General features: G+C 40.2%; 17 protein-coding genes. 9 read left to right on the top strand and 8 right to left on the bottom strand.

Features of this window, described 5'->3' with window-relative positions; all coding sequences use genetic code 11:
* Positions 1 to 5 precede the first annotated feature (5 nt).
* Complete coding sequence (locus Q5O24_04710; protein WKY48621.1) at positions 6 to 635, bottom strand: ECF transporter S component; 630 nt, start codon at positions 633 to 635, stop codon at positions 6 to 8.
* Positions 636 to 782: 147 nt separating this feature from the next.
* Here Q5O24_04710 and coaBC point away from each other — a divergent pair, with 147 nt between their 5' ends.
* The 3 genes from coaBC to Q5O24_04695 are packed head-to-tail and all read left to right on the top strand — an operon-like array spanning position 783 to position 3,198.
* A complete protein-coding gene (coaBC, locus tag Q5O24_04705) occupies positions 783 to 1,985 on the top strand; it encodes a bifunctional phosphopantothenoylcysteine decarboxylase/phosphopantothenate--cysteine ligase CoaBC (GenBank protein ID WKY48620.1) in 1,203 nt (400 codons plus the stop codon).
* Positions 1,982 to 2,749 carry a threonine/serine exporter family protein gene (locus tag Q5O24_04700; protein ID WKY48619.1) on the top strand — a complete coding sequence of 256 codons (768 nt, stop codon included), beginning with the start codon at positions 1,982 to 1,984 and terminating at the stop codon, positions 2,747 to 2,749. The genes coaBC and Q5O24_04700 overlap by 4 nt, the downstream gene beginning before the upstream one ends.
* Positions 2,749 to 3,198, top strand: coding sequence for a threonine/serine exporter family protein (locus tag Q5O24_04695; protein ID WKY48618.1), 450 nt, complete (start codon positions 2,749 to 2,751; stop codon positions 3,196 to 3,198). Before Q5O24_04700 ends, Q5O24_04695 begins: the two co-directional genes overlap by 1 nt.
* A 46-nt stretch (positions 3,199 to 3,244) precedes the next feature.
* Here Q5O24_04695 and Q5O24_04690 read toward each other — a convergent pair whose 3' ends face one another.
* The 3 genes from Q5O24_04690 to Q5O24_04680 form a co-directional block, all read right to left on the bottom strand.
* Positions 3,245 to 3,652: a universal stress protein gene (locus Q5O24_04690; GenBank protein ID WKY48617.1), complete on the bottom strand. Its 408-nt coding sequence runs from the start codon at positions 3,650 to 3,652 to the stop codon at positions 3,245 to 3,247.
* Positions 3,653 to 3,757: 105 nt separating this feature from the next.
* A complete protein-coding gene (locus tag Q5O24_04685) occupies positions 3,758 to 4,678 on the bottom strand; it encodes a SufD family Fe-S cluster assembly protein (GenBank protein WKY48616.1) in 921 nt (306 codons plus the stop codon).
* A gap of 2 nt (positions 4,679 to 4,680) precedes the next feature.
* Complete coding sequence (locus Q5O24_04680) at positions 4,681 to 5,409, bottom strand: ATP-binding cassette domain-containing protein (protein WKY48615.1); 729 nt, start codon at positions 5,407 to 5,409, stop codon at positions 4,681 to 4,683.
* Positions 5,410 to 5,726: 317 nt separating this feature from the next.
* Here Q5O24_04680 and Q5O24_04675 point away from each other — a divergent pair, with 317 nt between their 5' ends.
* Positions 5,727 to 8,453, top strand: coding sequence for a methyl-accepting chemotaxis protein (locus Q5O24_04675; protein ID WKY48614.1), 2,727 nt, complete (start codon positions 5,727 to 5,729; stop codon positions 8,451 to 8,453).
* Positions 8,454 to 8,549: 96 nt separating this feature from the next.
* Here the strand turns inward: Q5O24_04675 and Q5O24_04670 are convergent, their stop codons facing one another.
* Positions 8,550 to 9,416, bottom strand: a complete 867-nt coding sequence (locus tag Q5O24_04670; protein WKY48613.1) for a universal stress protein — start codon at positions 9,414 to 9,416, stop codon at positions 8,550 to 8,552.
* Between the two features lie 163 nt (positions 9,417 to 9,579).
* On the opposite strand from Q5O24_04670, the gene Q5O24_04665 reads away from it, so the two are divergent.
* The 4 genes from Q5O24_04665 to Q5O24_04650 all read left to right on the top strand — a co-directional run bounded on the left by Q5O24_04665 (position 9,580) and on the right by Q5O24_04650 (position 16,257).
* Positions 9,580 to 11,031, top strand: coding sequence for a transposase (locus Q5O24_04665; GenBank protein ID WKY49210.1), 1,452 nt, complete (start codon positions 9,580 to 9,582; stop codon positions 11,029 to 11,031).
* Between the two features lie 309 nt (positions 11,032 to 11,340).
* A complete protein-coding gene (locus Q5O24_04660; protein ID WKY49209.1) occupies positions 11,341 to 12,792 on the top strand; it encodes a transposase in 1,452 nt (483 codons plus the stop codon).
* A gap of 309 nt (positions 12,793 to 13,101) precedes the next feature.
* A complete protein-coding gene (locus tag Q5O24_04655) occupies positions 13,102 to 14,553 on the top strand; it encodes a transposase (protein WKY49208.1) in 1,452 nt (483 codons plus the stop codon).
* 366 nt (positions 14,554 to 14,919) lie between these two features.
* Positions 14,920 to 16,257 carry an FAD-dependent oxidoreductase gene (locus Q5O24_04650; GenBank protein ID WKY48612.1) on the top strand — a complete coding sequence of 446 codons (1,338 nt, stop codon included), beginning with the start codon at positions 14,920 to 14,922 and terminating at the stop codon, positions 16,255 to 16,257.
* Here the strand turns inward: Q5O24_04650 and galE are convergent.
* Positions 16,254 to 17,243 carry a UDP-glucose 4-epimerase GalE gene (galE, locus tag Q5O24_04645; GenBank protein ID WKY48611.1) on the bottom strand — a complete coding sequence of 330 codons (990 nt, stop codon included), beginning with the start codon at positions 17,241 to 17,243 and terminating at the stop codon, positions 16,254 to 16,256. The two genes, Q5O24_04650 and galE, sit on opposite strands and share 4 nt — an antisense overlap.
* A gap of 172 nt (positions 17,244 to 17,415) precedes the next feature.
* On the opposite strand from galE, the gene Q5O24_04640 reads away from it, so the two are divergent.
* Complete coding sequence (locus Q5O24_04640) at positions 17,416 to 18,102, top strand: TetR/AcrR family transcriptional regulator (protein WKY48610.1); 687 nt, start codon at positions 17,416 to 17,418, stop codon at positions 18,100 to 18,102.
* Positions 18,103 to 18,218: 116 nt separating this feature from the next.
* Here Q5O24_04640 and nifJ read toward each other — a convergent pair whose 3' ends face one another.
* Both nifJ and pap read right to left on the bottom strand, forming a co-directional pair.
* A complete protein-coding gene (gene nifJ / locus Q5O24_04635) occupies positions 18,219 to 21,743 on the bottom strand; it encodes a pyruvate:ferredoxin (flavodoxin) oxidoreductase (protein ID WKY48609.1) in 3,525 nt (1,174 codons plus the stop codon).
* 174 nt (positions 21,744 to 21,917) lie between these two features.
* The gene (gene pap / locus Q5O24_04630) at positions 21,918 to 23,399 is read right to left on the bottom strand and encodes a polyphosphate:AMP phosphotransferase (GenBank protein WKY48608.1); all 1,482 of its coding nucleotides are present in this window, start codon (positions 23,397 to 23,399) and stop codon (positions 21,918 to 21,920) included.
* Positions 23,400 to 23,463: the final 64 nt, after the last annotated feature.

Below are 23,463 nucleotides of genomic sequence, written 5' to 3'. Positions count from 1 at the left end.
ATCAGCTATAACAATGCCGGCTTCTGAGTGATCTTCAACAAAGCTTTACAAACTGCAACAGTTAGAATCCCAGCAACGATCGCTTCTGGAACCCCATTAATCGCAATAACCGATAGAATAACCGCATATAGGCCTGAAAAATCAGTTTCCCGGACTGAAGCGTAGCTTTCACCAAAAAACAGATAAATCATGTTCATTACCAGCAGCGTGTTGGTTAATGAACCCGCTACACCTGCTACACCAAGGGCAAGAATATCATTATCCTTAATCTTTTTTATTCCTTTATATACATAATGAGGAACAATACCGACTAAAATTCGGGGAACAAAAACTATTACAAGACTCCAGAAATTTCCGGAATAGGTTCCCAATGAATAAAATGGCGTAAAGACAAAAGAAGTAACAGTCGGGTTAAATGTGTTGTTCAAAAAACTGGTCAATCCGAAAACAAAGCCCATGATGGCTCCGTAAACCGGTCCCATCATAATGCTTCCGATAATAACCGGAACATGAATAATTGTTGCTCTGGTGAATCCCAGCGGGATGTAACCCAAAAACGGGGTTACTGCCATCAAGACGATAATCGCCACAAAAAAGGACAGTTTGACCAGATCACTGGTCTTTGAGTTTTTCATTTCTTTACCTCCTGCTATCGTTCCAATCAAGTCGGATACAATGCAGTATTATTATAACATTAATTCCTAAAACTTCAAGGCAAAGATCTATTTACCCACTCACCTCCCTTTGCTATAATAGATTAAAACCGACTAATCGAGGGAAAAATGAAATCACTACTTAAAAATAAAACCGTTGTGCTGGGGATTACCGGCTCTATCGCCGCCTACAAAATGGCAAACGTGGCAAGTCAGCTTGTTAAAATGGGATGCAATGTCCAGGTTATCATGACCCAAAATGCCCAGGAATTTATATCACCCCTGGTATTTGAAACTTTAACCTCCCAAAAATGCATTGTCGACACATTCGATCGAAACGTAAGATATGACGTTGCTCATGTAGCCCTGGCTAAACGAGCAGATCTTTTTATGGTTGCCCCGGCATCAGCCAATGTCATTGGTAAAATAGCCGGTGGAATTGCCGATGATATGCTAACGACCACAATCATGGCCTGCCGCTGTCCAAAACTGATAGCACCGGCAATGAATACCGCAATGTATGATAATCCTTTTGTCCAGGAAAATCTGGAGAAGCTGGCTGCTCATAAGTATAAAATAATCAATCCGGCAACCGGAATACTCGCCTGCAAAGATGTAGGTGCCGGTAAACTACCTGATGAAAGTCTTTTGATAGAACATATTATCAGGGAAATTGCATATCCCAAAGACCTGGCTGGTCAGAACATATTAGTTACCGCCGGACCAACCTGTGAGGCCATCGATCCGGTTCGATACATTACTAATCATTCCAGTGGTAAAATGGGTTATGCTATCGCCCGGGCTGCCATGTTAAGAGGCGCTAATGTCACTCTGGTCAGTGGCAAAACGGCATTGACGCCTCCAGACTTTGTTCACTTCATTCCAGTTTTTTCAGCCAGTGAAATGCTTTCGGCTGTTATGGAACATTTTGAAGAAACCGATATTACCATCAAAGCAGCCGCAGTTGCAGACTTTAAACCTGCTGATGTTTCTGAGCATAAGATTAAAAAAAATCAGGCCAAAACAGATATTTCCCTGGTTCCCACCATCGATATATTAAAAACCTTAGGCCAGAAAAAGCGCAGTGATCAGTTTCTGTGCGGCTTTTCCATGGAAACCCAGAATATGGTTGAAAACACCGTATTGAAACTGGAGAATAAAAACGTTAATATGATGGTTGCCAATAATCTGAAAGAAAGCGGAGCTGGTTTTAATACCTCCACAAATCGCGTGACCCTTATTACAGCAAACGAGACAACAGAACTGCCATTGATGTCCAAGCATGATGTTGCTCATAAAATACTTGACGCAATTCTTTCAGCAAAACGATGACACTCTCAGAAATCAGCCACATAGCGATTGAAATGGGCACATTGCTATTATCCAGTGGTGCTGAAACCTACCGGGTTGAAGAATCGATCTCCCGTGTCTGTTTATCTCTAGGAGCTAAAGAAGCCGAAATTTTTGTAATCCCCACCACCATCATCATCTATATCCGTAAGGATGGTGGCAGAACAATTACCAGAACCCGACGTATACATAAACGCAGTATCGATCTGACCATTGTTGATGAGATTAACGATTTATCCCGACGACTGTCCCGGGAAACTCTCGACTACGGGGAAATCATCGCTGAAATCGAGGCTATTCGGTTAATCCCTGAATATCCTTTTTGTCTCCAGGTTATATCCACTGGTTTTGCGGCTTTAATGTTCGCTCTTTTCTTTGGCGGCAGCATTAAAAACAGTCTGATTGCCTTTTGCATCGGTGTCCTTATTAACCTGCAAACCCACTATATGGCAAAGTTTGAAACCAATCGTTTTTTTATCACGATTATTGCCGGGATGATGATTTCAACGCTTTCTGTTACCGTAACGCTGCTGGGTATTGCCGAGAGCTTTAATACGATCATCATTGGTTCGATCATGCCGCTGGTTCCGGGTCTTGCAATCACACAATCATTGCGGGATGTCATTGCCGGTGATTATTTGGCCGGCATCACCAAAGGGATTGAAGCCCTTCTAATCGGTGCTGCCATCGCTACCGGTGTGGCTTTGCCGCTAAGCCTTTTTCAATCTGTACTGGGGGTTATTTAATGAATCTTCTAACTTGTCTTTATGCATTCGGGGGCTCTCTGGCTTTTGCGATAATCATGAATATCCGTCGGAATAAATTATTCTATGCAGCATTTGGCGGTTTTATCGCCCAATTCAGTTTTCAGCTGGGTCAACTTTTTTTTGATGGTGACGTTTTTAATTGTTTCCTCGCAACCCTATCGATTGCTCTTTATTCCGAAATTATGGCCCGCCTGACAGCTTCTCCCACTACTATTTATCTTGTCGTTTCGCTAATCCCCCTGGTCCCAGGCGGTAGTGTCTATTATACAATGCTCAATTTCTTAAATGGTGACATCGCAGCAGGTGTTGAAACCGGACTTTATACCATTGCCGTATCCGCAGCTCTATCGATGGGAATTATCATCGTTTCTTCTACCGCTAAACTGATTCACCAGATTCGTCAAAACCGCAAAAGCAACATAATTTAAAAAGAGCTGCCGCAAACTGATAAACCAGTTTGTGGCAGCTCTTATTTTATATTTCCGGTACAATTACAACGATACATTTAGCATATTTCACCACATAAGTAGAGACCGAACCGATCATTCTGAGCCAGCCATGACGGGTTGACTTGGTCATAAAAATAATATCAGTATAATGTTCTTCCGCATAATTAAGGATTTCTTCGCCGGCTTTTCCAGTCAACAATTCACAGTTCACATCATATCCTTTAAGCTCATCAGCAGCTTTTAGAAGAATCGGCATGGCCTCTTCCTCTGCCGCTTCAAACTTTTCTTCAGATATAATTTCATCCATATCTTCGCTGACCATAATCAGATCAATCTTGACTGTTCCCGGCTGGTAAAGGGTTTTTACCAGCTCTATAGATTTAAGGCTTCTCTCACTACCGTCGATGGGCAGTAATAATTGTTTGATTTTCATTAAATTACCATCTCCTTCTGCGACTTAATTCCTTTAAAAGAAAGAACTAATTTCAGGTGAACACGATATGACACTATTTAAAGGGATTAATACCCTTTTTAACCATCAATTTAAAAATCCGTCGATAATTTTTGCTTCAGCCTCAGACTCTGTAAGGCCTAAAGTCATCAATTTAATCATCTGATCACCAGCTATTTTACCAATTGCCGCCTCATGAATCAATGTAGCATCCAAATGATTGGCGGTTATCTCAGGAATAGCACTGACAACTCCTTGGTCCATAATAATCGCATCGCATTCAGAATGTCCCATACATTTGGTATTCCCGTTTATTTTTGAGATAAAGGTTTGTCGCGATTTTTCTCTGGCTACTGATCGGGAAATCAAATTTACACTGGAGTCTACGCCATCCATATCCACCTCAAAACTGGACTCGGCAAACTGATCACCATGGGTCATGAGTTTTTCTTTAATCACAAGTTTCGCATTATCTTTAAGTTTCGCTCTAGTCACACGTCTGGTAGAATCGATTCCCTTTATCTGTGTAGTCTCCATTTCCATATACGAACCTTCTTCCTGAAGAATTTCAGAGACTGGGTCAATTACCCGTTTTCCGGTTCCTTCTCCTTCACCGATGTGTTTTTCCACATAACGCACTTTTGAATTTTTCGCCAGAAAAAATCGGTGAATGCCGTTATGCTCAGAACCATCACAGGAATCACCTGTTCCTACTCCGCAACCAGCGATAATTGTCACATCCGCATTTTCACCAATATAAAAGTCATTATAAACAAGATCACTGACACCACCACAGGTAACCAGCGCAGGGATAAAGACATTTTCCGATTTCGTATTGGGTTTGACGATAATGTCAATTCCTGAATTATCTTTTTTACTGACAATATCTATATTTTCGCTGGACTGCTTAGCCAGACTTTTGCTGTTTTCTCTTATACTGTAAGCCCCTTTAGGCATTTCTTCCAGACCAGTTACTTCTTTTAATAATTTTTTTGCAAGTTCATTCATGTCTATGCCTCCAGAATATCCTGACAATTCAGGCAGTTTTGGGGATCTTCACAGTGCAGCAGCTCAGGTAATACCGCCTCTTTAGCTCCCCGACGCACAATCGCTCCGTCAACCATGGCAATAATCTCATCTGCAACATCAAGAATTCGCTCCTGGTGTGAGATAATCACAATCGACTTGTCCTGCTCCTGATGCATCTTCATAAATATATCAATTAAATGATTAAAGCTCCACAAATCTATGCCCGCTTCCGGTTCATCAAAAATAGAAAAGCTGGTATTTCGGGCGATAATAGTGGCAATTTCAATACGCTTGATTTCACCTCCAGATAAGCCGTCGTTTAATTCTCTAAAAATATAGTCCTTGGCACAAAGACCTACATCCGACAGAAAATGACTGGCTTCGTGAGCATCAAGTTCGCGATCTGCAGCAATTTTAAGTAAATCGAATACTGTGATACCTTTAAAACGAACCGGCTGTTGAAAACCAAAACTGATCCCTTTATTAGCTCGCGCAGTTATATCCAGATCTGTAATATCCTCGCCATTAAATGTAATCGTCCCTTTTGTGGGTTTTAAAACGCCGGAAATAATTCTGGCTAAAGTCGATTTTCCGCCGCCATTGGGGCCGGTAATCGCAATAAATTTGCCCTTTTCAATAGTCAGGTTGACATTCTTAAGTATCTCTTTTTCATTATCTACTTCAAAAGAAATATTCTCCAATTTAAGCATTTTTTCGTCCTCACTTTTTGTGTATTCTTCATAAATTATATCAAAATAACCTAAACCCAATTCCCTATAATTTATAACTATTAATTCTCTTAAAAATATATTTTACCATGAAATGATTTATTTAAAAGACTTTTTGAGATATAAATTTTAGCAACTTAATTTATTACATATTTTAATAAATTATATTTGTTTTTTTTGAATAAATATGTTATATTGTCCGTTTTGAATTTTATTAATATTTGACTTTTTAAAAGCTCACAATTATAATGGCTTTAAAGGTGAATTAATCCTAATTAAAGGCATCGCAAGGAGGCATTATGTCCAGATGGATCTCTGATTTGAAGATAAGAACCAAACTCTTGTTAAGTTTTCTGATAGTTGCTCTAGTGGCAGCGATTGTCGGTTTTTTTGGGGTTGTGAGTTCCATGAACCTTTCCCATGCAAGTGAATCCATGTATAACAACACCACCATTCAAATCGCCAGTATTGGTCAAATCTCAACAGCCTTTGAAAAGGTTCAGTTTACAACCGCTCAGATGCTCCTTGAAGATGATCCCGATATTATCGATTCACTCTATAATACCATCGCAGATGAAAGTCTAAAAATCAACTCTCTTCAGGAAGATTTTTTAAACACCGATCTTTCTCCAGCCATGCAAGACTTATATGAGCAATTCCTGGCGGCACGTGAACTTCACAAAGCAGAAATGAATAAAATTCTGCCTCTGATCACTGAAAATAACGATGCTCAGGCTATTCCCATGATCGAGGAAAACGGCTCTCTGAACATCAGTATGAAAAATCAGGAAGACGCAATCAACCAGCTTATGGACCAGGCGCTTCTTGAAGGTTCAGCGCAAGCTTCTCAAAATGTCACAAACGGTCAACAGACCTTTATTTTACTCAATATTATTACTGTCGCCGGAATTATTATCGCTTTGGTATTTGCCTTTATTCTTCGCAATCTAATTTGCAGGCCGCTGCAAAAAACCAGTGAAATGATCAAAACTATGAGACGGGGTTCGTTATCCAGAAGACTTCGATTTGACCGCAAGGACGAAATCGGTGATATGGCCAAAGCTATGGACGAATTCGCTGATGATCTGCAGAATACCGTTATCGCAACGCTGAAAAAAATATCAGATGGAGATGTCAGCACAGATATTGAAGTTATATATGATGAAGATGAAATCCTGCCGGCTCTAAAAGAAACGACTTTATCCATTCGCGGCCTGATTAATGAAGTCAACAGTTTATCGCAATCTGCCGTTATCGGGGAACTTTCTCTGCGCTCAGATACCAGCCAGTTTAATGGTGCTTACCAGGAAGTTCTGACTGGATTTAATAACACTCTCGACTCAGTAATTGATCCGCTTTTTACTGCCATAGACTATACAAGTCGAATAGGCAAAGGCGAAATTCCGCCAAAAATTACTGCTGATTACCCAGGTGATTTTAATGCTTTTAAAGAAAGCATCAATGCCTGCATCGATGGATTATCCGCACTTGAAGAAGGAAATCGGGTCCTGGGCCTGATGAGTCAGAACGATCTGTCTCAAACCGTCAATTCCAGCTGTTGCGGCATATATGCGGAAATTGCCAGCTCAATCAATATTGTCCATCAGCAGCTGAAAAGCATCGTCGATTTATCAACCAATCTGGCAGATGGTGACCTTCGTGACCTGGAGCAACTCAAAGAAATTGGTCGCCGCAGCGAAAATGATGAAATGATTCCGGCAATGATCAGGATGCTTGAAAATGTACAGATTCTTATCGATGAGACCCGTAGAATGACTAAACTTGCCATTGACGGAAATCTGACTAATCGCGGCAATTCAGAAAATTTAAACGGCGAATACAAGCTGATCATCGAAGGTTTTAATCAAACCCTCGATGCGACCCTGGCTCCGATTCTAGAAGCTTCCACCGTTCTTGCTCACCTTTCACTGGGAGATTTATCCGTATCTATAACAGGCCAGTACTTAGGTGATCATAATCAGATTAAGAATGATCTTAACCATACCATCGCCTTCCTGAAAACCTATGTGGAGGAGATCACCAGCCAGCTGACAGCCATCGGCAATGGTAATTTTAACGTAGATATCAGTAATGATTACCTGGGGGACTTTGCCTATATAAAAACAGCTTTAAGCAAAATCACCGATGATCTCACTAAGACAATGACAGAAATTGAAAAATCAGCTTCACAGGTGGAGTCAGGTGCCCATCAAATCTCAGATGGCAGCCAGCAGCTGTCTCAGGGAGCCAGTGAACAATCTGCCTCAATTCAGGAACTGAGTGCCTCTATTGAAGAAATTTTATCAGAAAGCAGACGCAATGCCGACAATGCTTCCGAAGCCAACAAACGTGCAACAGAGGTTCAAAAGAATGCTCAAACCGGAAATCGTCAAATGGAAGGTATGGTTACAGCTATGTCTGATATCGATGATTCTTCCCAAAACATTTCAAAGATCATTAAAGTAATCGATGATATTGCCTTCCAAACAAATATCCTGGCCTTAAACGCCGCCGTTGAAGCCGCCCGGGCCGGCAGCCATGGTAAAGGTTTTGCCGTTGTTGCCGAAGAAGTCAGAGCCCTTGCTGCCCGCAGTGCTGAAGCTGCTAAACAAACAAGCTCGCTAATTGAAGGTTCTATTGAAAAAGTCTCTGTGGGTACAAAGATTGCTGATGAGACTGCAGAAAGCTTAAGTGTTATTCTAGCCCAAATCGAAAAAGTCACCGAACTGGTGGGAAACATTGCGGCTGACTCCAATCATCAGGCCGACGAAATTATGCGGATTACACAGGGGATAGAGCAGGTTTCAAGAGTGGTTCAATCTAACTCTGAAACCGCAGAGGAAAGTGCGGTTGCCAGTGAGGAACTTTCCAATCAGGCTGATATCCTTAAATCAATGGTCGATGTTTTTGAACTAAAAAACATTTCCTGCAAAAATACCAAATCCATTAATCAGTCCAGTCTGGCCAAATCATTTTCGGATAAACTAAATATTTCTCGCACAGACTCAGATAATGATAAATACTAAATCTCATCAAAAAGCGATCCCTATATACCTTGTATGATTTATGGGATCGCCTTTTTAATATCCAACTCTCTTACAAATGTAATTTTCCTTTTTTCTCTAAAAAATGTTTCTTGCAGCCGGAATCAATAGTACTGAAGCATTTGCGTGTCTGGCAATATTGTGACTCACGCTGCCAAGAAAAACCTGTTCCAGAAAGCCTCTTCCCTGACTTCCCATAACAGCCAGCGAAATATCTTTTTCATCAATTAGCCTTAACAGCTCACCAGTCGGCGAACCTAATGGCAGCTCCACAGAAATATCAACCTCACCCAAAGTCTCAAGTTCTTCTTTAATCTCCATCAACCGTTCCTGGTCAATTTTTTTAAAATTTTCTGCCTGATCCAAAAGATATGGATTAATCACATCCTTATCCAGCACATGGACCAGAGTAATTTTTTTAATCCCACTCCTGACCATTTCTTTTATATAAGCATAGGCCGTGCGTGCATTTTCAGAAAAGTCAGTCGCATAAAGAACATGGTCGAATAGTTTCGGATTGACTTTTTCGCTGTCCCCACTCGTACGCACGAGCAACAGAGGCCTGATGGCATGATACATCAGTTCATAGGCCACGCCCCCAAATAAAGACTCCCCGATAATCGTATGCTTGGCTGCACCGGCTACAATCAGATTTATTTTTTCATCAACAGAAAGCCGATTAATTTCTTTTTTCGGGCTTCCGGTAAGTATTTGTGTTTCAACCTGATAACCCTGATCGATAAGAATCTCTTTTTGTTTCTCGGTATTTTCTTCCGTGATCTTTTGCATATAAGACGCAACTTGAATATTGGTTTCCGAAGCATTGACACATTGAAGAAGGATACAATCTTCCGTACCCAGCATTTTCAGATCATTAACCCGATCAAATATTTCAAAAGAATCCACAGACATTTCTGAAGCAATCATCATTCGTTTAAACATCATCCTACCTCCATGTTTTAAAATTAAATAGGCATTTGCGAAATGCCATAACCCGCATAATAGCGGGATATTTTTAACATAAAAAAATATAACTCCTCACCAGATTATGATAAAATTGAGTTACAACCACAACAATCCATCATCCTGAAAGGAGTTATATATGGATATTTTACCACAAAAACAGCTTTCGTTTGCTGAAATTTATGCTGATTGCACTCATTTTTTTGAACAGGACAAACATCACTTTCTTTCACTGCTGGAAGAAAAACTTGACCTTCATGCTCTGGTTCCACATTCTTTTTACAGTCATTACTATGCTTGTAATGGGCGACACCGTGATTTTGAGCTTTGTTCCATTCTTTGGGCATTCATTCTGCAGCGAATTTTTTCCATTCCCACTGACACCCTGCTGATCACTTTTCTCAAGTTTTCCAGCGAATTAAGGGATTTCTGCGGTTTCAGCAGAGTTCCCCACGCATCCCAGCTGACTCGCTTCAAGCAAGATTATCTTCCGGACTTACAATCGTTTTTTCATCAACTTGTTGATGTAACTGAACCAATCTGCCAAAAGATCGATGCTCATAAGGCCATGATGACCATCTTTGATACTTCGGGAATTGAAGCCTATGTTACTGAAAATAATCCCAAATTTGCCAATAAAATCATCAAACAGCTCAAAGCTTTCAAGAAAACCCATCAGCTGAATGATTCCTATGATCCCTACAAGGCCGCCTATGGCGCCATGCCCACCCACGCTAAAGCCAATTCTTCTATTAAACAGCTTTATATCAACGGTCATTTCTGTTATGTCTATAAATTCGGCATGATCACCAACGGCCTTGGCATTGTCCGGGATATCTCTTTTTATGATGCCAACTTTCTGGTTGATCATCCTGATATTGCTGTTGAGAAAAAGTCTGATTCTCCCGACGAGGACAAGTCGCTCCATGATACCAAAGCACTTATTCCTGTTCTTTCCGACTTTTTTAAAAAGCATCCGCTGATTGTTCCCAAACTTTTTATTGGTGATGCCGCTTTTGACAGCTCAGTCATTTATCACTCGCTGCTGACTGATTTAAAGTTTGAAAAAGCCTTCATTCCCCTCAATTCGCGGGGCTCCCTTTCTTATTCCGATTGCCCGGTTAATGAGCATGGTATCCCCTGTTGTCCGGACAACCCTTCACTTCCCATGAAACCGGAAGGTAAAACCAGGCGTAAAAATGGTCTCGTCCGCTTTAAATTTACCTGTCCCAAAACCCGATGGGTCAGGCAGCAATCCGGTAAATCCAAACGTCAGTGTTTCTGCGAAAAACCCTGCACACCTTCTTCCTGTGGCCGGATGTTCTATGTTTACCCTGAAAAAAACCTTAGAGCTTACCCAGGTACGCTTCGGGGTACTGACGAGTGGCAGCAAATCTATAAAATTCGCGGTGTTGTTGAACAGTCACTCAATCATTTCAAAGATTCTTTCTGTGTTGCCGGTCGCAAAACAAGAAATGCTCGGACGCTTCGCGCGGATCTGCTCCTGGCTGGCATTACCCAGCTGATTACTGTCATTCTTGCTGACAACATTCATCAGCTTCAATACATCCGCAGTCTTAAAAAACTGATTGCCTAACTGCTAAAATAAAGTTTTTTTCAGGCTTTTCTCAGGCTTTTATTTTTGCGCCTTTTTTTTGCAACGCTTCCTGCTTTTTTTGTCATACTTTTTTAATCAGCTCTCTTCATGCTCTACTTTCTCATTTTTTTCATTTTTGTTTTCATTTCGCAATTACCTATTAAAATTAAATAGGCATTTGCGAAATGCCATAACCCGCATAATAGCGGGATATTTTTAACATAAAAAAATATAACTCCTCACCAGATTATGATAAAATTGAGTTACAACCACAACAATCCATCATCCTGAAAGGAGTTATATATGGATATTTTACCACAAAAACAGCTTTCGTTTGCTGAAATTTATGCTGATTGCACTCATTTTTTTGAACAGGACAAACATCACTTTCTTTCACTGCTGGAAGAAAAACTTGACCTTCATGCTCTGGTTCCACATTCTTTTTACAGTCATTACTATGCTTGTAATGGGCGACACCGTGATTTTGAGCTTTGTTCCATTCTTTGGGCATTCATTCTGCAGCGAATTTTTTCCATTCCCACTGACACCCTGCTGATCACTTTTCTCAAGTTTTCCAGCGAATTAAGGGATTTCTGCGGTTTCAGCAGAGTTCCCCACGCATCCCAGCTGACTCGCTTCAAGCAAGATTATCTTCCGGACTTACAATCGTTTTTTCATCAACTTGTTGATGTAACTGAACCAATCTGCCAAAAGATCGATGCTCATAAGGCCATGATGACCATCTTTGATACTTCGGGAATTGAAGCCTATGTTACTGAAAATAATCCCAAATTTGCCAATAAAATCATCAAACAGCTCAAAGCTTTCAAGAAAACCCATCAGCTGAATGATTCCTATGATCCCTACAAGGCCGCCTATGGCGCCATGCCCACCCACGCTAAAGCCAATTCTTCTATTAAACAGCTTTATATCAACGGTCATTTCTGTTATGTCTATAAATTCGGCATGATCACCAACGGCCTTGGCATTGTCCGGGATATCTCTTTTTATGATGCCAACTTTCTGGTTGATCATCCTGATATTGCTGTTGAGAAAAAGTCTGATTCTCCCGACGAGGACAAGTCGCTCCATGATACCAAAGCACTTATTCCTGTTCTTTCCGACTTTTTTAAAAAGCATCCGCTGATTGTTCCCAAACTTTTTATTGGTGATGCCGCTTTTGACAGCTCAGTCATTTATCACTCGCTGCTGACTGATTTAAAGTTTGAAAAAGCCTTCATTCCCCTCAATTCGCGGGGCTCCCTTTCTTATTCCGATTGCCCGGTTAATGAGCATGGTATCCCCTGTTGTCCGGACAACCCTTCACTTCCCATGAAACCGGAAGGTAAAACCAGGCGTAAAAATGGTCTCGTCCGCTTTAAATTTACCTGTCCCAAAACCCGATGGGTCAGGCAGCAATCCGGTAAATCCAAACGTCAGTGTTTCTGCGAAAAACCCTGCACACCTTCTTCCTGTGGCCGGATGTTCTATGTTTACCCTGAAAAAAACCTTAGAGCTTACCCAGGTACGCTTCGGGGTACTGACGAGTGGCAGCAAATCTATAAAATTCGCGGTGTTGTTGAACAGTCACTCAATCATTTCAAAGATTCTTTCTGTGTTGCCGGTCGCAAAACAAGAAATGCTCGGACGCTTCGCGCGGATCTGCTCCTGGCTGGCATTACCCAGCTGATTACTGTCATTCTTGCTGACAACATTCATCAGCTTCAATACATCCGCAGTCTTAAAAAACTGATTGCCTAACTGCTAAAATAAAGTTTTTTTCAGGCTTTTCTCAGGCTTTTATTTTTGCGCCTTTTTTTTGCAACGCTTCCTGCTTTTTTTGTCATACTTTTTTAATCAGCTCTCTTCATGCTCTACTTTCTCATTTTTTTCATTTTTGTTTTCATTTCGCAATTACCTATTAAAATTAAATAGGCATTTGCGAAATGCCATAACCCGCATAATAGCGGGATATTTTTAACATAAAAAAATATAACTCCTCACCAGATTATGATAAAATTGAGTTACAACCACAACAATCCATCATCCTGAAAGGAGTTATATATGGATATTTTACCACAAAAACAGCTTTCGTTTGCTGAAATTTATGCTGATTGCACTCATTTTTTTGAACAGGACAAACATCACTTTCTTTCACTGCTGGAAGAAAAACTTGACCTTCATGCTCTGGTTCCACATTCTTTTTACAGTCATTACTATGCTTGTAATGGGCGACACCGTGATTTTGAGCTTTGTTCCATTCTTTGGGCATTCATTCTGCAGCGAATTTTTTCCATTCCCACTGACACCCTGCTGATCACTTTTCTCAAGTTTTCCAGCGAATTAAGGGATTTCTGCGGTTTCAGCAGAGTTCCCCACGCATCCCAGCTGACTCGCTTCAAGCAAGATTATCTTCCGGACTTACAATCGTTTTTTCATCAACTTGTTGATGTAACTGAACCAATCTGCCAAAAGATCGATGCTCATAAGGCCATGATGACCATCTTTGATACTTCGGGAATTGAAGCCTATGTTACTGAAAATAATCCCAAATTTGCCAATAAAATCATCAAACAGCTCAAAGCTTTCAAGAAAACCCATCAGCTGGATGATTCCTATGATCCCTACAAGGCCGCCTATGGCGCCATGCCCACCCACGCTAAAGCCAATTCTTCTATTAAACAGCTTTATATCAACGGTCATTTCTGTTATGTCTATAAATTCGGCATGATCACCAACGGCCTTGGCATTGTCCGGGATATCTCTTTTTATGATGCCAACTTTCTGGTTGATCATCCTGATATTGCTGTTGAGAAAAAGTCTGATTCTCCCGACGAGGACAAGTCGCTCCATGATACCAAAGCACTTATTCCTGTTCTTTCCGACTTTTTTAAAAAGCATCCGCTGATTGTTCCCAAACTTTTTATTGGTGATGCCGCTTTTGACAGCTCAGTCATTTATCACTCGCTGCTGACTGATTTAAAGTTTGAAAAAGCCTTCATTCCCCTCAATTCGCGGGGCTCCCTTTCTTATTCCGATTGCCCGGTTAATGAGCATGGTATCCCCTGTTGTCCGGACAACCCTTCACTTCCCATGAAACCGGAAGGTAAAACCAGGCGTAAAAATGGTCTCGTCCGCTTTAAATTTACCTGTCCCAAAACCCGATGGGTCAGGCAGCAATCCGGTAAATCCAAACGTCAGTGTTTCTGCGAAAAACCCTGCACACCTTCTTCCTGTGGCCGGATGTTCTATGTTTACCCTGAAAAAAACCTTAGAGCTTACCCAGGTACGCTTCGGGGTACTGACGAGTGGCAGCAAATCTATAAAATTCGCGGTGTTGTTGAACAGTCACTCAATCATTTCAAAGATTCTTTCTGTGTTGCCGGTCGCAAAACAAGAAATGCTCGGACGCTTCGCGCGGATCTGCTCCTGGCTGGCATTACCCAGCTGATTACTGTCATTCTTGCTGACAACATTCATCAGCTTCAATACATCCGCAGTCTTAAAAAACTGATTGCCTAACTGCTAAAATAAAGTTTTTTTCAGGCTTTTCTCAGGCTTTTATTTTTGCGCCTTTTTTTTGCAACGCTTCCTGCTTTTTTTGTCATACTTTTTTAATCAGCTCTCTTCATGCTCTACTTTCTCATTTTTTTCATTTTTGTTTTCATTTCGCAATTACCTATTAAAATTAAATAGCTGCTATAATTAATATACCCTAAAATTTAATTTCTCAACGACTTTTTCAAATCTCCAGATAAATTCAAATTTATTACTCTTTTTGGTAGAAAACACCATTGCCAAGCCTTCATATAATCTCTATAATTAAATTATATTGTAACGTTTAACATATTTTTCTGACTGATGGTATTCCAAAAAGGAGAAAACTTTATGAAACTTATCATTATCGGTGCAGTTGCCGGTGGCACCTCTGCTGCTGCAAAAGCCAGTCGAAACGATCCCGATGCCCAAATTGTTATCTATGAAAAAGACCAGGATATTTCTTATTCTGGCTGTGGGCTCCCCTATTTCATCGGTGGCCGTGTTAAATCACTAATGGATATAGCCCCTAGAAAACCAGATTTTTTCAAATCAAAATATGGTGTGGATATAAAAATTCGCCATGAAGTTTTAAATATAAATCTTTCTGAAAAATCTGTTTTGGTTAAAAACCTGGAGACAGGTGCATCCTTTACTGATTATTATGATAAACTGATAATTGCAACCGGAGCTAAACCATTTAGCCCTCCCATTAAAGGACTTAATCAGGATCACGTTTTTACCCTTAGAAATGTACAGGATTCCATTCGCATTAAGGATTTTGTCGATCAGAAAAAACCGCAGACTGCAGTAGTTATCGGTTCCGGCTTTGTCGGCCTTGAAGTCCTGGAAAACTTGAATGATCGCGGTGTCCAGACAACCTTAGTAGAACGTGCCGGTAAACTTACGCCCAATCTGGATCCGGATATGTCTGAATACCTTGAGAAAAAACTGGATCAACGTGATTTTTGTTACCTGAAAAATGCCAATGTTGTTGAAATTTTAAAAGACGGTGTATTACTTGAAAGCGGACAAAAAATAGCCGGTGAGATGGTACTAGTCGCAACCGGTGTTAAACCGGAAGTTGAGCTGGCAAAAAAAGCTGGTATTTTCCTGGGAACAACCGGTGCTATTAAAGTTGATGAACGTATGATGACCATTGATACCGATGTTTACGCCTGTGGCGACTGTATTGAGACCTGGTCAATCCTTACAAAAAAACCGCATTATCGTCCTTTAGGCTCAACGGCCAATAAAACAGGACGAATCTGCGGAGAAAACATTACCGGTGGTGATATTGCCTACCCTGGTAATCTGGGAACTGGTATCTTTAAATTTATGGATCTGACAATTGGCAGTACTGGACTTTCCGAGAGTGAAGCCAAAAATTTGGGATATGATATCGTAGTGGTAAAAGATATTAAGCCTGACCGACCAGCTTCCTACGGCGGTAACGAAATGATGATTAAAGCTATTGCTGACCGTAAAACACAAACCTTACTGGGCGTGCAGATTGTCGGGCATGAAGGTGTAGACAAACGACTTGATGTCTTTGTCACCTTGATTACCTGTCAAGCTAAAGTCTGTGATATTTTTCATCTTGATCTTGCTTATTCCCCACCCTACTCGACGCCTAAAGACCCCGTTCATCTGATCGGGATGATACTTGAAAAACAACTAAATAATTAGTCCAGATAGCCCTGGGGGTGGTTTTTGTGCCATTCCCAGGCTGTTTTTATGATTGTTTCAACATCCGAGTAAACAGGCTGCCAGCCTAATTCCTGCTTGGCTTTTTGTGATTCAGCAATAAGGACTGCAGGATCTCCTGGTCTTCGCGCAGCTTCTTCAACAAGAAATTCTGTTTCTGTCAGTTCCTTACTCTTCTCAATAATTTCTCTAACTGAAAAACCTTTCCCCTGTCCCAGATTAAATATATCACTTTGTCCACCTGCAAATAATTTTTCCATCCCTAAAATATGAGCTGAAGCAATATCCATGACATGAATATAGTCCCTGATACAGGTTCGATCATCTGTTTCATAATCCGTTCCAAAAATGGAAATTTTTTCTCTCTGGCCAAGAGCCGTTTTTAATATTAATGGTATCAGGTGTGTTTCCGGTGTATGGTCCTCGCCAATTTCTCCATTTTCGCTGGCCCCTGCCGCGTTAAAATAACGAAAAACCATATACTTAAGGTCATACGCTTTTTCTAGCCAGGGTAACATTTTTTCTACCGCCAGTTTTGTTTCACCATAAGTATTGGTTGGATTTTTTTTCGTTTCTTCAGTAATTGGTAAAATTTCCGGTTCACCATAAACGGCAGCCGTTGACGAGAAGATAAATTTAAGCACGCCATTTCTAACCATAGCTTTCAATAGATTTAAGGTCCCTGATACATTATTCTCATAATATAAAATTGGCTTCTCCATCGATTCACCTACCAGTGAATTAGCACAAAAATGCATTACTCCATCTATCTGGTGTTTTAAAAAAACCTTATTTAAAAAATCAGAGTCTCTAATATCGCCTTCTTCAAAACACACAGAAACTGGCAACGATTTTAAATGACCGGTCGAAAGATTATCCACTACCACGACTTCAAACTGCTTTTCCAGTAATGTTTTCACAACATGGGAACCTATATAGCCAGCTCCTCCACATACAAGAATTTTCATACACACTCCTTTTTCATACTATAAACTTAATGATATCCATCATAATATTCATTTCCTACATTATATAATATATTTTTCTAATATAGTATAATTTTAAATATGATTAGTTGAAGAAATCTTGCTAAATCATATTATTTATGGTTAAATATAAAAAAAGAAGTCGGGGGATAGTATGAATAACGCAGATCTTAACTTGAAACAGAAAATTTACGAAACAGCTAAGCGCCTTTTTTTTGAGGAAGGATACGAAACAGGTTTTCGCTACATCGCTGAAGCTGCAGGTGTCTCACAAGATGTAATCATTCAGTATTTTAAAAGTAAAAAAAACATTGCCATTGAAATTTATAAAGAAGACCACCAGATTCTTTCAACCTATTTGAAATACGTTATAGATCCGGACCAGGATATTTTTCTATATATTATCTCATTCGAAAATCTTGCCATGCGCATTCGTAAATGCAATCCGTTAAAAGAACAGTTTTTACTGGATACCAAAAATGACGAGATCGATCTGGAAGCCAGCTTTGAAACAACTTTGTCTGACCGCTATGCCCAACTTCTTAAATTAATGAAGCCCAATGACCTGAGTTTCGAAAAAAACTTTCGGCTTTTTATGACCCTAATTTTTTCGGCCTATCACAGTTTCCTTACTGAGCTAGACGATGAATTCACCGATAACCATTTGCTTTGGTACAGTACCAAATTACGGTCCTGCTTTTTAAATCTGGGCTACTCGGATGAAGAGATCACAGCTCTTGTAAATCTCTCAAACCAAAAGATTGATGAATTAATCGAACTATATCCATATCTAATGGATGTCAATGAATATTTGATAAATAAACCCAGTGAATCTGTATAATAAGTCTACAAGATGATTTTAACCAATCATCTTTTTCTTTGCAAAAAATTAAACTGGGTTTGATGCTTAAGTCATCAAACCCAGTTTTAGTGAAACTATTATAAATACTCTTCTATTTACATTTCAGCCATTCTTTTATAACCAAGGTAACGATCCCAGGCTTCTTCTTTAGCAGTTTCATATAGACTTTTGGAAATTTCAGGGAAGGTCAGTTTTAATGATGTATATCGAACTTCAGTATCCAGGAAGTCAGTGAATTTATCAATTTCTGGCTCTTTAGAATCCAGAATGAATGGATTTTTTCCTTCCGCTTTTAATGTCGGATTAAATCGATACAGATGCCAGTAACCAGCCTCAACTGCAAGTTTTTCATGGGTCTGAGTACGGCTCATACCACCTTTAATACCATGATTAATACATGGTGCATAAGCAATAATCAGGGATGGTCCATCATAGTTCTCAGCTTCCTGAAGAACTTTCATATATTGATTCTTATCTGCACCCATAGCGACCTGAGCGACATAAACATAGCCGTAGGTTGCCGCCATCATACCCAAATCTTTTTTCTTGATTCGTTCACCAGCTGAAGCAAATTGAGCAACTGCCGCAGTCGGAGTCGATTTTGATGCCTGTCCACCAGTATTAGAGTAGATTTCTGTATCCATTACCAGGACATTGATATTTTTACGGGATGCCAGAACATGGTCCAATCCGCCGTATCCAATATCATAAGCCCAACCGTCTCCACCAAATACCCAAACAGATTTTTTAATCAGGTAAGCGGCATTATCTACTACAAATTTAACCTTGGCAGCAATTTCACCATCGGCCTGATAAGCAGAAAGTGCTTCTACCAGTTTCGGTGATGTGATTTTACTTAATTCACCATCGTTTTTACTGTCAATCCAAGCTTGGGCTGCTTCTTTAACGGCTTCCGGTGCGTCTGATTCAATGATTGCTCCCAAATAGCTGGCAATCGTTTCTCTAACTTTTTCTGTTGCTTCAAGCATCCCGAATCCAAATTCAGCATTATCTTCGAACAGTGAGTTAGCCCAGGCAGGCCCCTTACCTTCATCATTTGTACAGTAAGGAGTAGAAGGCGAAGAAGCTCCCCAGATTGAAGAACAGCCTGTTGCATTGGCAACAATCATGCGATCTCCGTATAACTGTGTAATAGCTTTAGCATAAGGTGTTTCACCACAACCAGCACAGGCACCTGAGAATTCAAGTAGCGGCTTGCAGAACTGGCTGCCTTTTACGGTATTTTTAGCCATTAAATTATCTTTAACTTTTACAGTTGTTGAATAGTTCCATAATGGAATCTGTTCTGATTGGGTTTCAATTGGTTCCATAACCAGTGCTTTAGTTTTAGCAGGGCAGGCATCCTGGCAGTTTCCACAACCGGTACAGTCCATTATGCTGACCTGGATACGGTAATCAAGGCCTTCTAGTTGCTTTCCTTTAGCTTCAACTGTTTCAAACCCTTCCGGAGCTGCTGCTTTCTCATCTTTGTCGACAAGTACAGGACGAATTACAGCATGCGGACAGACAAATGAACACTGATTACACTGAATACAGTTTTCCGGTAACCATTTTGGCACATTCACTGCAATACCACGCTTTTCGTAAGCTGATGATCCCGCCATAAAGGTTCCGTCTTCAACACCGGTAAATGCGGATACGGGAATATCATCTCCTTCCAGACGATTAACCGGTCGAAGGATTTTTTCAATGAATTCTGGCACGTCTTCTTTTGCCATTTCAGCATCAGCCGCAGTTTTCCAGCTTTCAGGAACATCAATCTTAACCAGTGCATTAATTCCCTGATCAACTGCTTCGTTGTTCATATCAACGATTTTCTGCCCCTTGTTCCCATATGATTTCTGAATTCCAGCTTTGGAATAAGCAATGGCGTCTTCAATCGGAATAATATCTGCCAGCTTAAAGAAAGCAGACTGCATAATCATATTGGTTCGTCGACCTAAGCCAATTTCTTCAGCAATTTTCGTTGCATTTATAATATAGAAGTTAATATCATTGTCAGCAATATATTTTTTCATGGAAGCAGGTATTTTCTCTTCCAGTTCTTCTGGTGTCCAAACCGTATTTAAAAGGAAGGTTCCACCTTTTTTAAGACCTTTTAACAGATCATACTGATAAACGTAAGCTTGTGTTGAACAAGAAACGAAATCAGAGTTTACAATCAAATAAGTCGATTTAATTGGTTTTTTTCCAAATCGTAAATGCGATACCGTTACACCACCTGACTTTTTACTGTCATAGGAGAAGTATCCCTGAGCGTAAAGATCAGTGTGGTCTCCGATAATTTTAATCGCTGATTTATTGGCACCAACGGTTCCATCAGAACCCAATCCCCAGAATTTACAACCTTTTGTGCCTTCTGGAATCGTGTAGATGTTTTCACCCAATTCAAGATTAGTGTGTGTAACATCATCAACGATACCAACTGTAAACTTGTCTTTTGGTTCATCCAGTTTCAGGTTATCAAAAACGGCTTTTATATGAGTTGGAGTTGTATCTTTGGAACTCAAACCATATCGGCCACCAACAATAAGCGGCTGTCTTTCTTTACCATAGAAAATGGTGCAGATATCCTGGTATAAAGGTTCTCCCAGAGATCCTGGCTCTTTAGTACGGTCAAGGACAGCAATTTTTTTAACTGTATCCGGCAGCACCTTGAGGAAATATTCAGGAGCAAATGGTCTAAACAAACGAACCTTGATCAAACCGATTTTTTCCCCTTGACCTACCAGACAATCGATTGTTTCTTCAATCGTATCGGTAACAGATCCCATCGCAACGATGATATTTTCAGCATCCTCTGCGCCATAATAATCAAACAAATGGTAGCTGCGTCCAGTCAGTTCAGAGATTTTTTCCATATAATCAGCAACAATCCCTGGTAATTCATTATAAAATGGATTACATGCTTCTCGGGCCTGGAAGAAAATATCAGGATTCTGAGCTGTACCGCGTGTTACTGGATGTTCCGGACTCAGAGCATTGTCTCTAAAAGCCTGAATGGCATCAAAATCAGCCAGGTTTTTAAGATCTTCATATTCCAGAACTTCAACTTTCTGGATTTCATGAGAGGTTCTGAACCCGTCAAAGAAATGAACAAATGGTACGCGTGACTTAATTGCTGACAAATGAGCAATCCCAGCCAGATCCATTACTTCTTGAACGCCACCTGAAGCCAGCAGTGCAAATCCGGTTTGACGGCAAGCCATTACATCACTGTGATCACCAAAAATTGATAAAGCCTGAGTTGCCAGCGTACGGGCAGACACATGAAATACTCCTGGAAGTAATTCACCGGCAATCTTATACATATTAGGGATCATTAATAGTAAACCTTGTGAAGCTGTGAAAGTGGTGGTTAAAGCACCTGCTGCAAGAGATCCGTGTACTGCTCCGGCAGCACCTCCCTCAGATTGCATTTCTGATACTTTTACAACTTCGCCAAAGATATTTTTTCGTCCTTGTGAAGCCCATACATCCGCACTTTCAGCCATTGGGGATGATGGTGTTATTGGAAATATTGCTGCAACTTCAGTAAATGCATAAGCCACGTGGGCAGCAGCTGTATTTCCATCCATAGTCATCATTTTTTTTGGCATGATTCTCCTCCTTGTTGTAAACAGTCGTTTTCAATAAAAATGGCAAAAATTTATCTATAAAATTATAACATATTAGTTTTTGAGTGTATACACTTTATTAAAGGTAATTTTTTGCAGTAAATTCCGGTGTTTTTTTGCTCCCACATGATTTTTATTTTTTAATGTTATACTTATTCAATTTTTTAACCGATCTTCGATAGCTTTAATTGTTTCTTTTAAGACTTTAACCCGAGCATAATATTTACTTTGTGCTTCAACAATAATCCATGGCGCATATTCAGTTGATGTTTTAAGCAGCATGGAGTTGACGGCAGTCTCATAAATATTCCATTTCTCACGGTTACGCCAGTCTTCATCAGTAATCTTCCATTCTTTATCAGGATTTTCCTCTCGACCACTAAATCGCTTATACTGTTCATCCTGATCTATATGAAGCCAGAATTTTAGCACAATCGCCCCCCAGTCTGCCAGTTGCTTTTCAAATTCATTTATTTCCCGATAACTGCGGTCAAACTCTTCCTGGGTGCAAAATCCTTCGATAGGCTCAACCATCACTCGACCATACCAGGTACGATCCCAGACAGCAATGTGACCATTTTTCGGTATATCCCGCCAAAAACGCCATAGATATTGGTGCTTTCTCTCTGTATCATTGGGGGAAGCAGTTGGATACACGGTGTAACCACGGGGATCCAGGTTTCTGGTAAGACGTTTGATACAGCCGCCTTTGCCGGCTGCGTCCCAGCCTTCAAAACCGAGTACAGCAGGAATTCTTCTTCTATATAATTCATACTGAAGTATTCTGATTTTTTGCTGACATTCCTTGAGTTCTTGCTGGTATTCATCTTCATCAAGAGACTTACTCAAATCTATACCATCAAGAATCCGTGACTGATAAGGCAGATCTCCCTCTTTTATCAGTGGAATCTGTTCCGGTTTTATCTGGTCTTTTTTTATTTCAACCGCTTTTTCAAGACCGGTTACAATTCTTGTTAATATTTTAATCAGAGCATATTTTCGATTTTCACCCTCAATAATATTCCAGGGGGCAAAATGATTATCTGTAATTTCCAGCCCTCTGTTGACACGCTCAAAAAGTTTTTCATAGTGTTTATTCTCCTTTTTATCCCTTGGTGTGACACGCCAGGAAGTGGAAGCATGACTCATGAGTTTCCTAAATCTTTTTTTCTGCTCGCTTTTACTGATATGAATGAAAAATTTGAAGATGACCATCCCGTCTTCAGATAAACTCTCCTCAAATTCATTGGCCTCCTGCATCCATTTACTGAGTTTTGTATTTTGATCTCTTTTTTTGTAAATCAAGTCACTGTAGTAACTGCGGTTAAATATTGCAATCTGACCTTTCTCAGGAGTTTTTGTCCAGTATCGCCATAAAAACGGACGAAAGCGTTCATCCTCTGTTTCTTCTTTTTTAAAGTTATAAACCCTAAATGATCTGGGATCCATAGGCATCAGGAGTGAATTAATCAAAGTCCCCTTGCCAGCGGCATCCCAGCCTTCAAAAATAATCATTACAGGAATATCAAGATCCTTCACCTGTCTTTGTAATTCACCAAGTCTAAGCGATAAGCGATCTTTTTCCGACTTATAAAGCTCTTTATCAATGTTTACGTTTAAATCAATTTTTTCAAGCATATGAACCTCCCTACATAGTAATATTACGATTCTATTATTATACCCAAAATATTTATTCAATCTC

The sequence above is a fragment of the Eubacteriaceae bacterium ES3 genome, assembly GCA_030586155.1.
Taxonomy (GTDB): domain Bacteria; phylum Bacillota; class Clostridia; order Eubacteriales; family Eubacteriaceae; genus Acetobacterium.
This window is presented reverse-complemented; position numbering and strand designations above follow the sequence as displayed.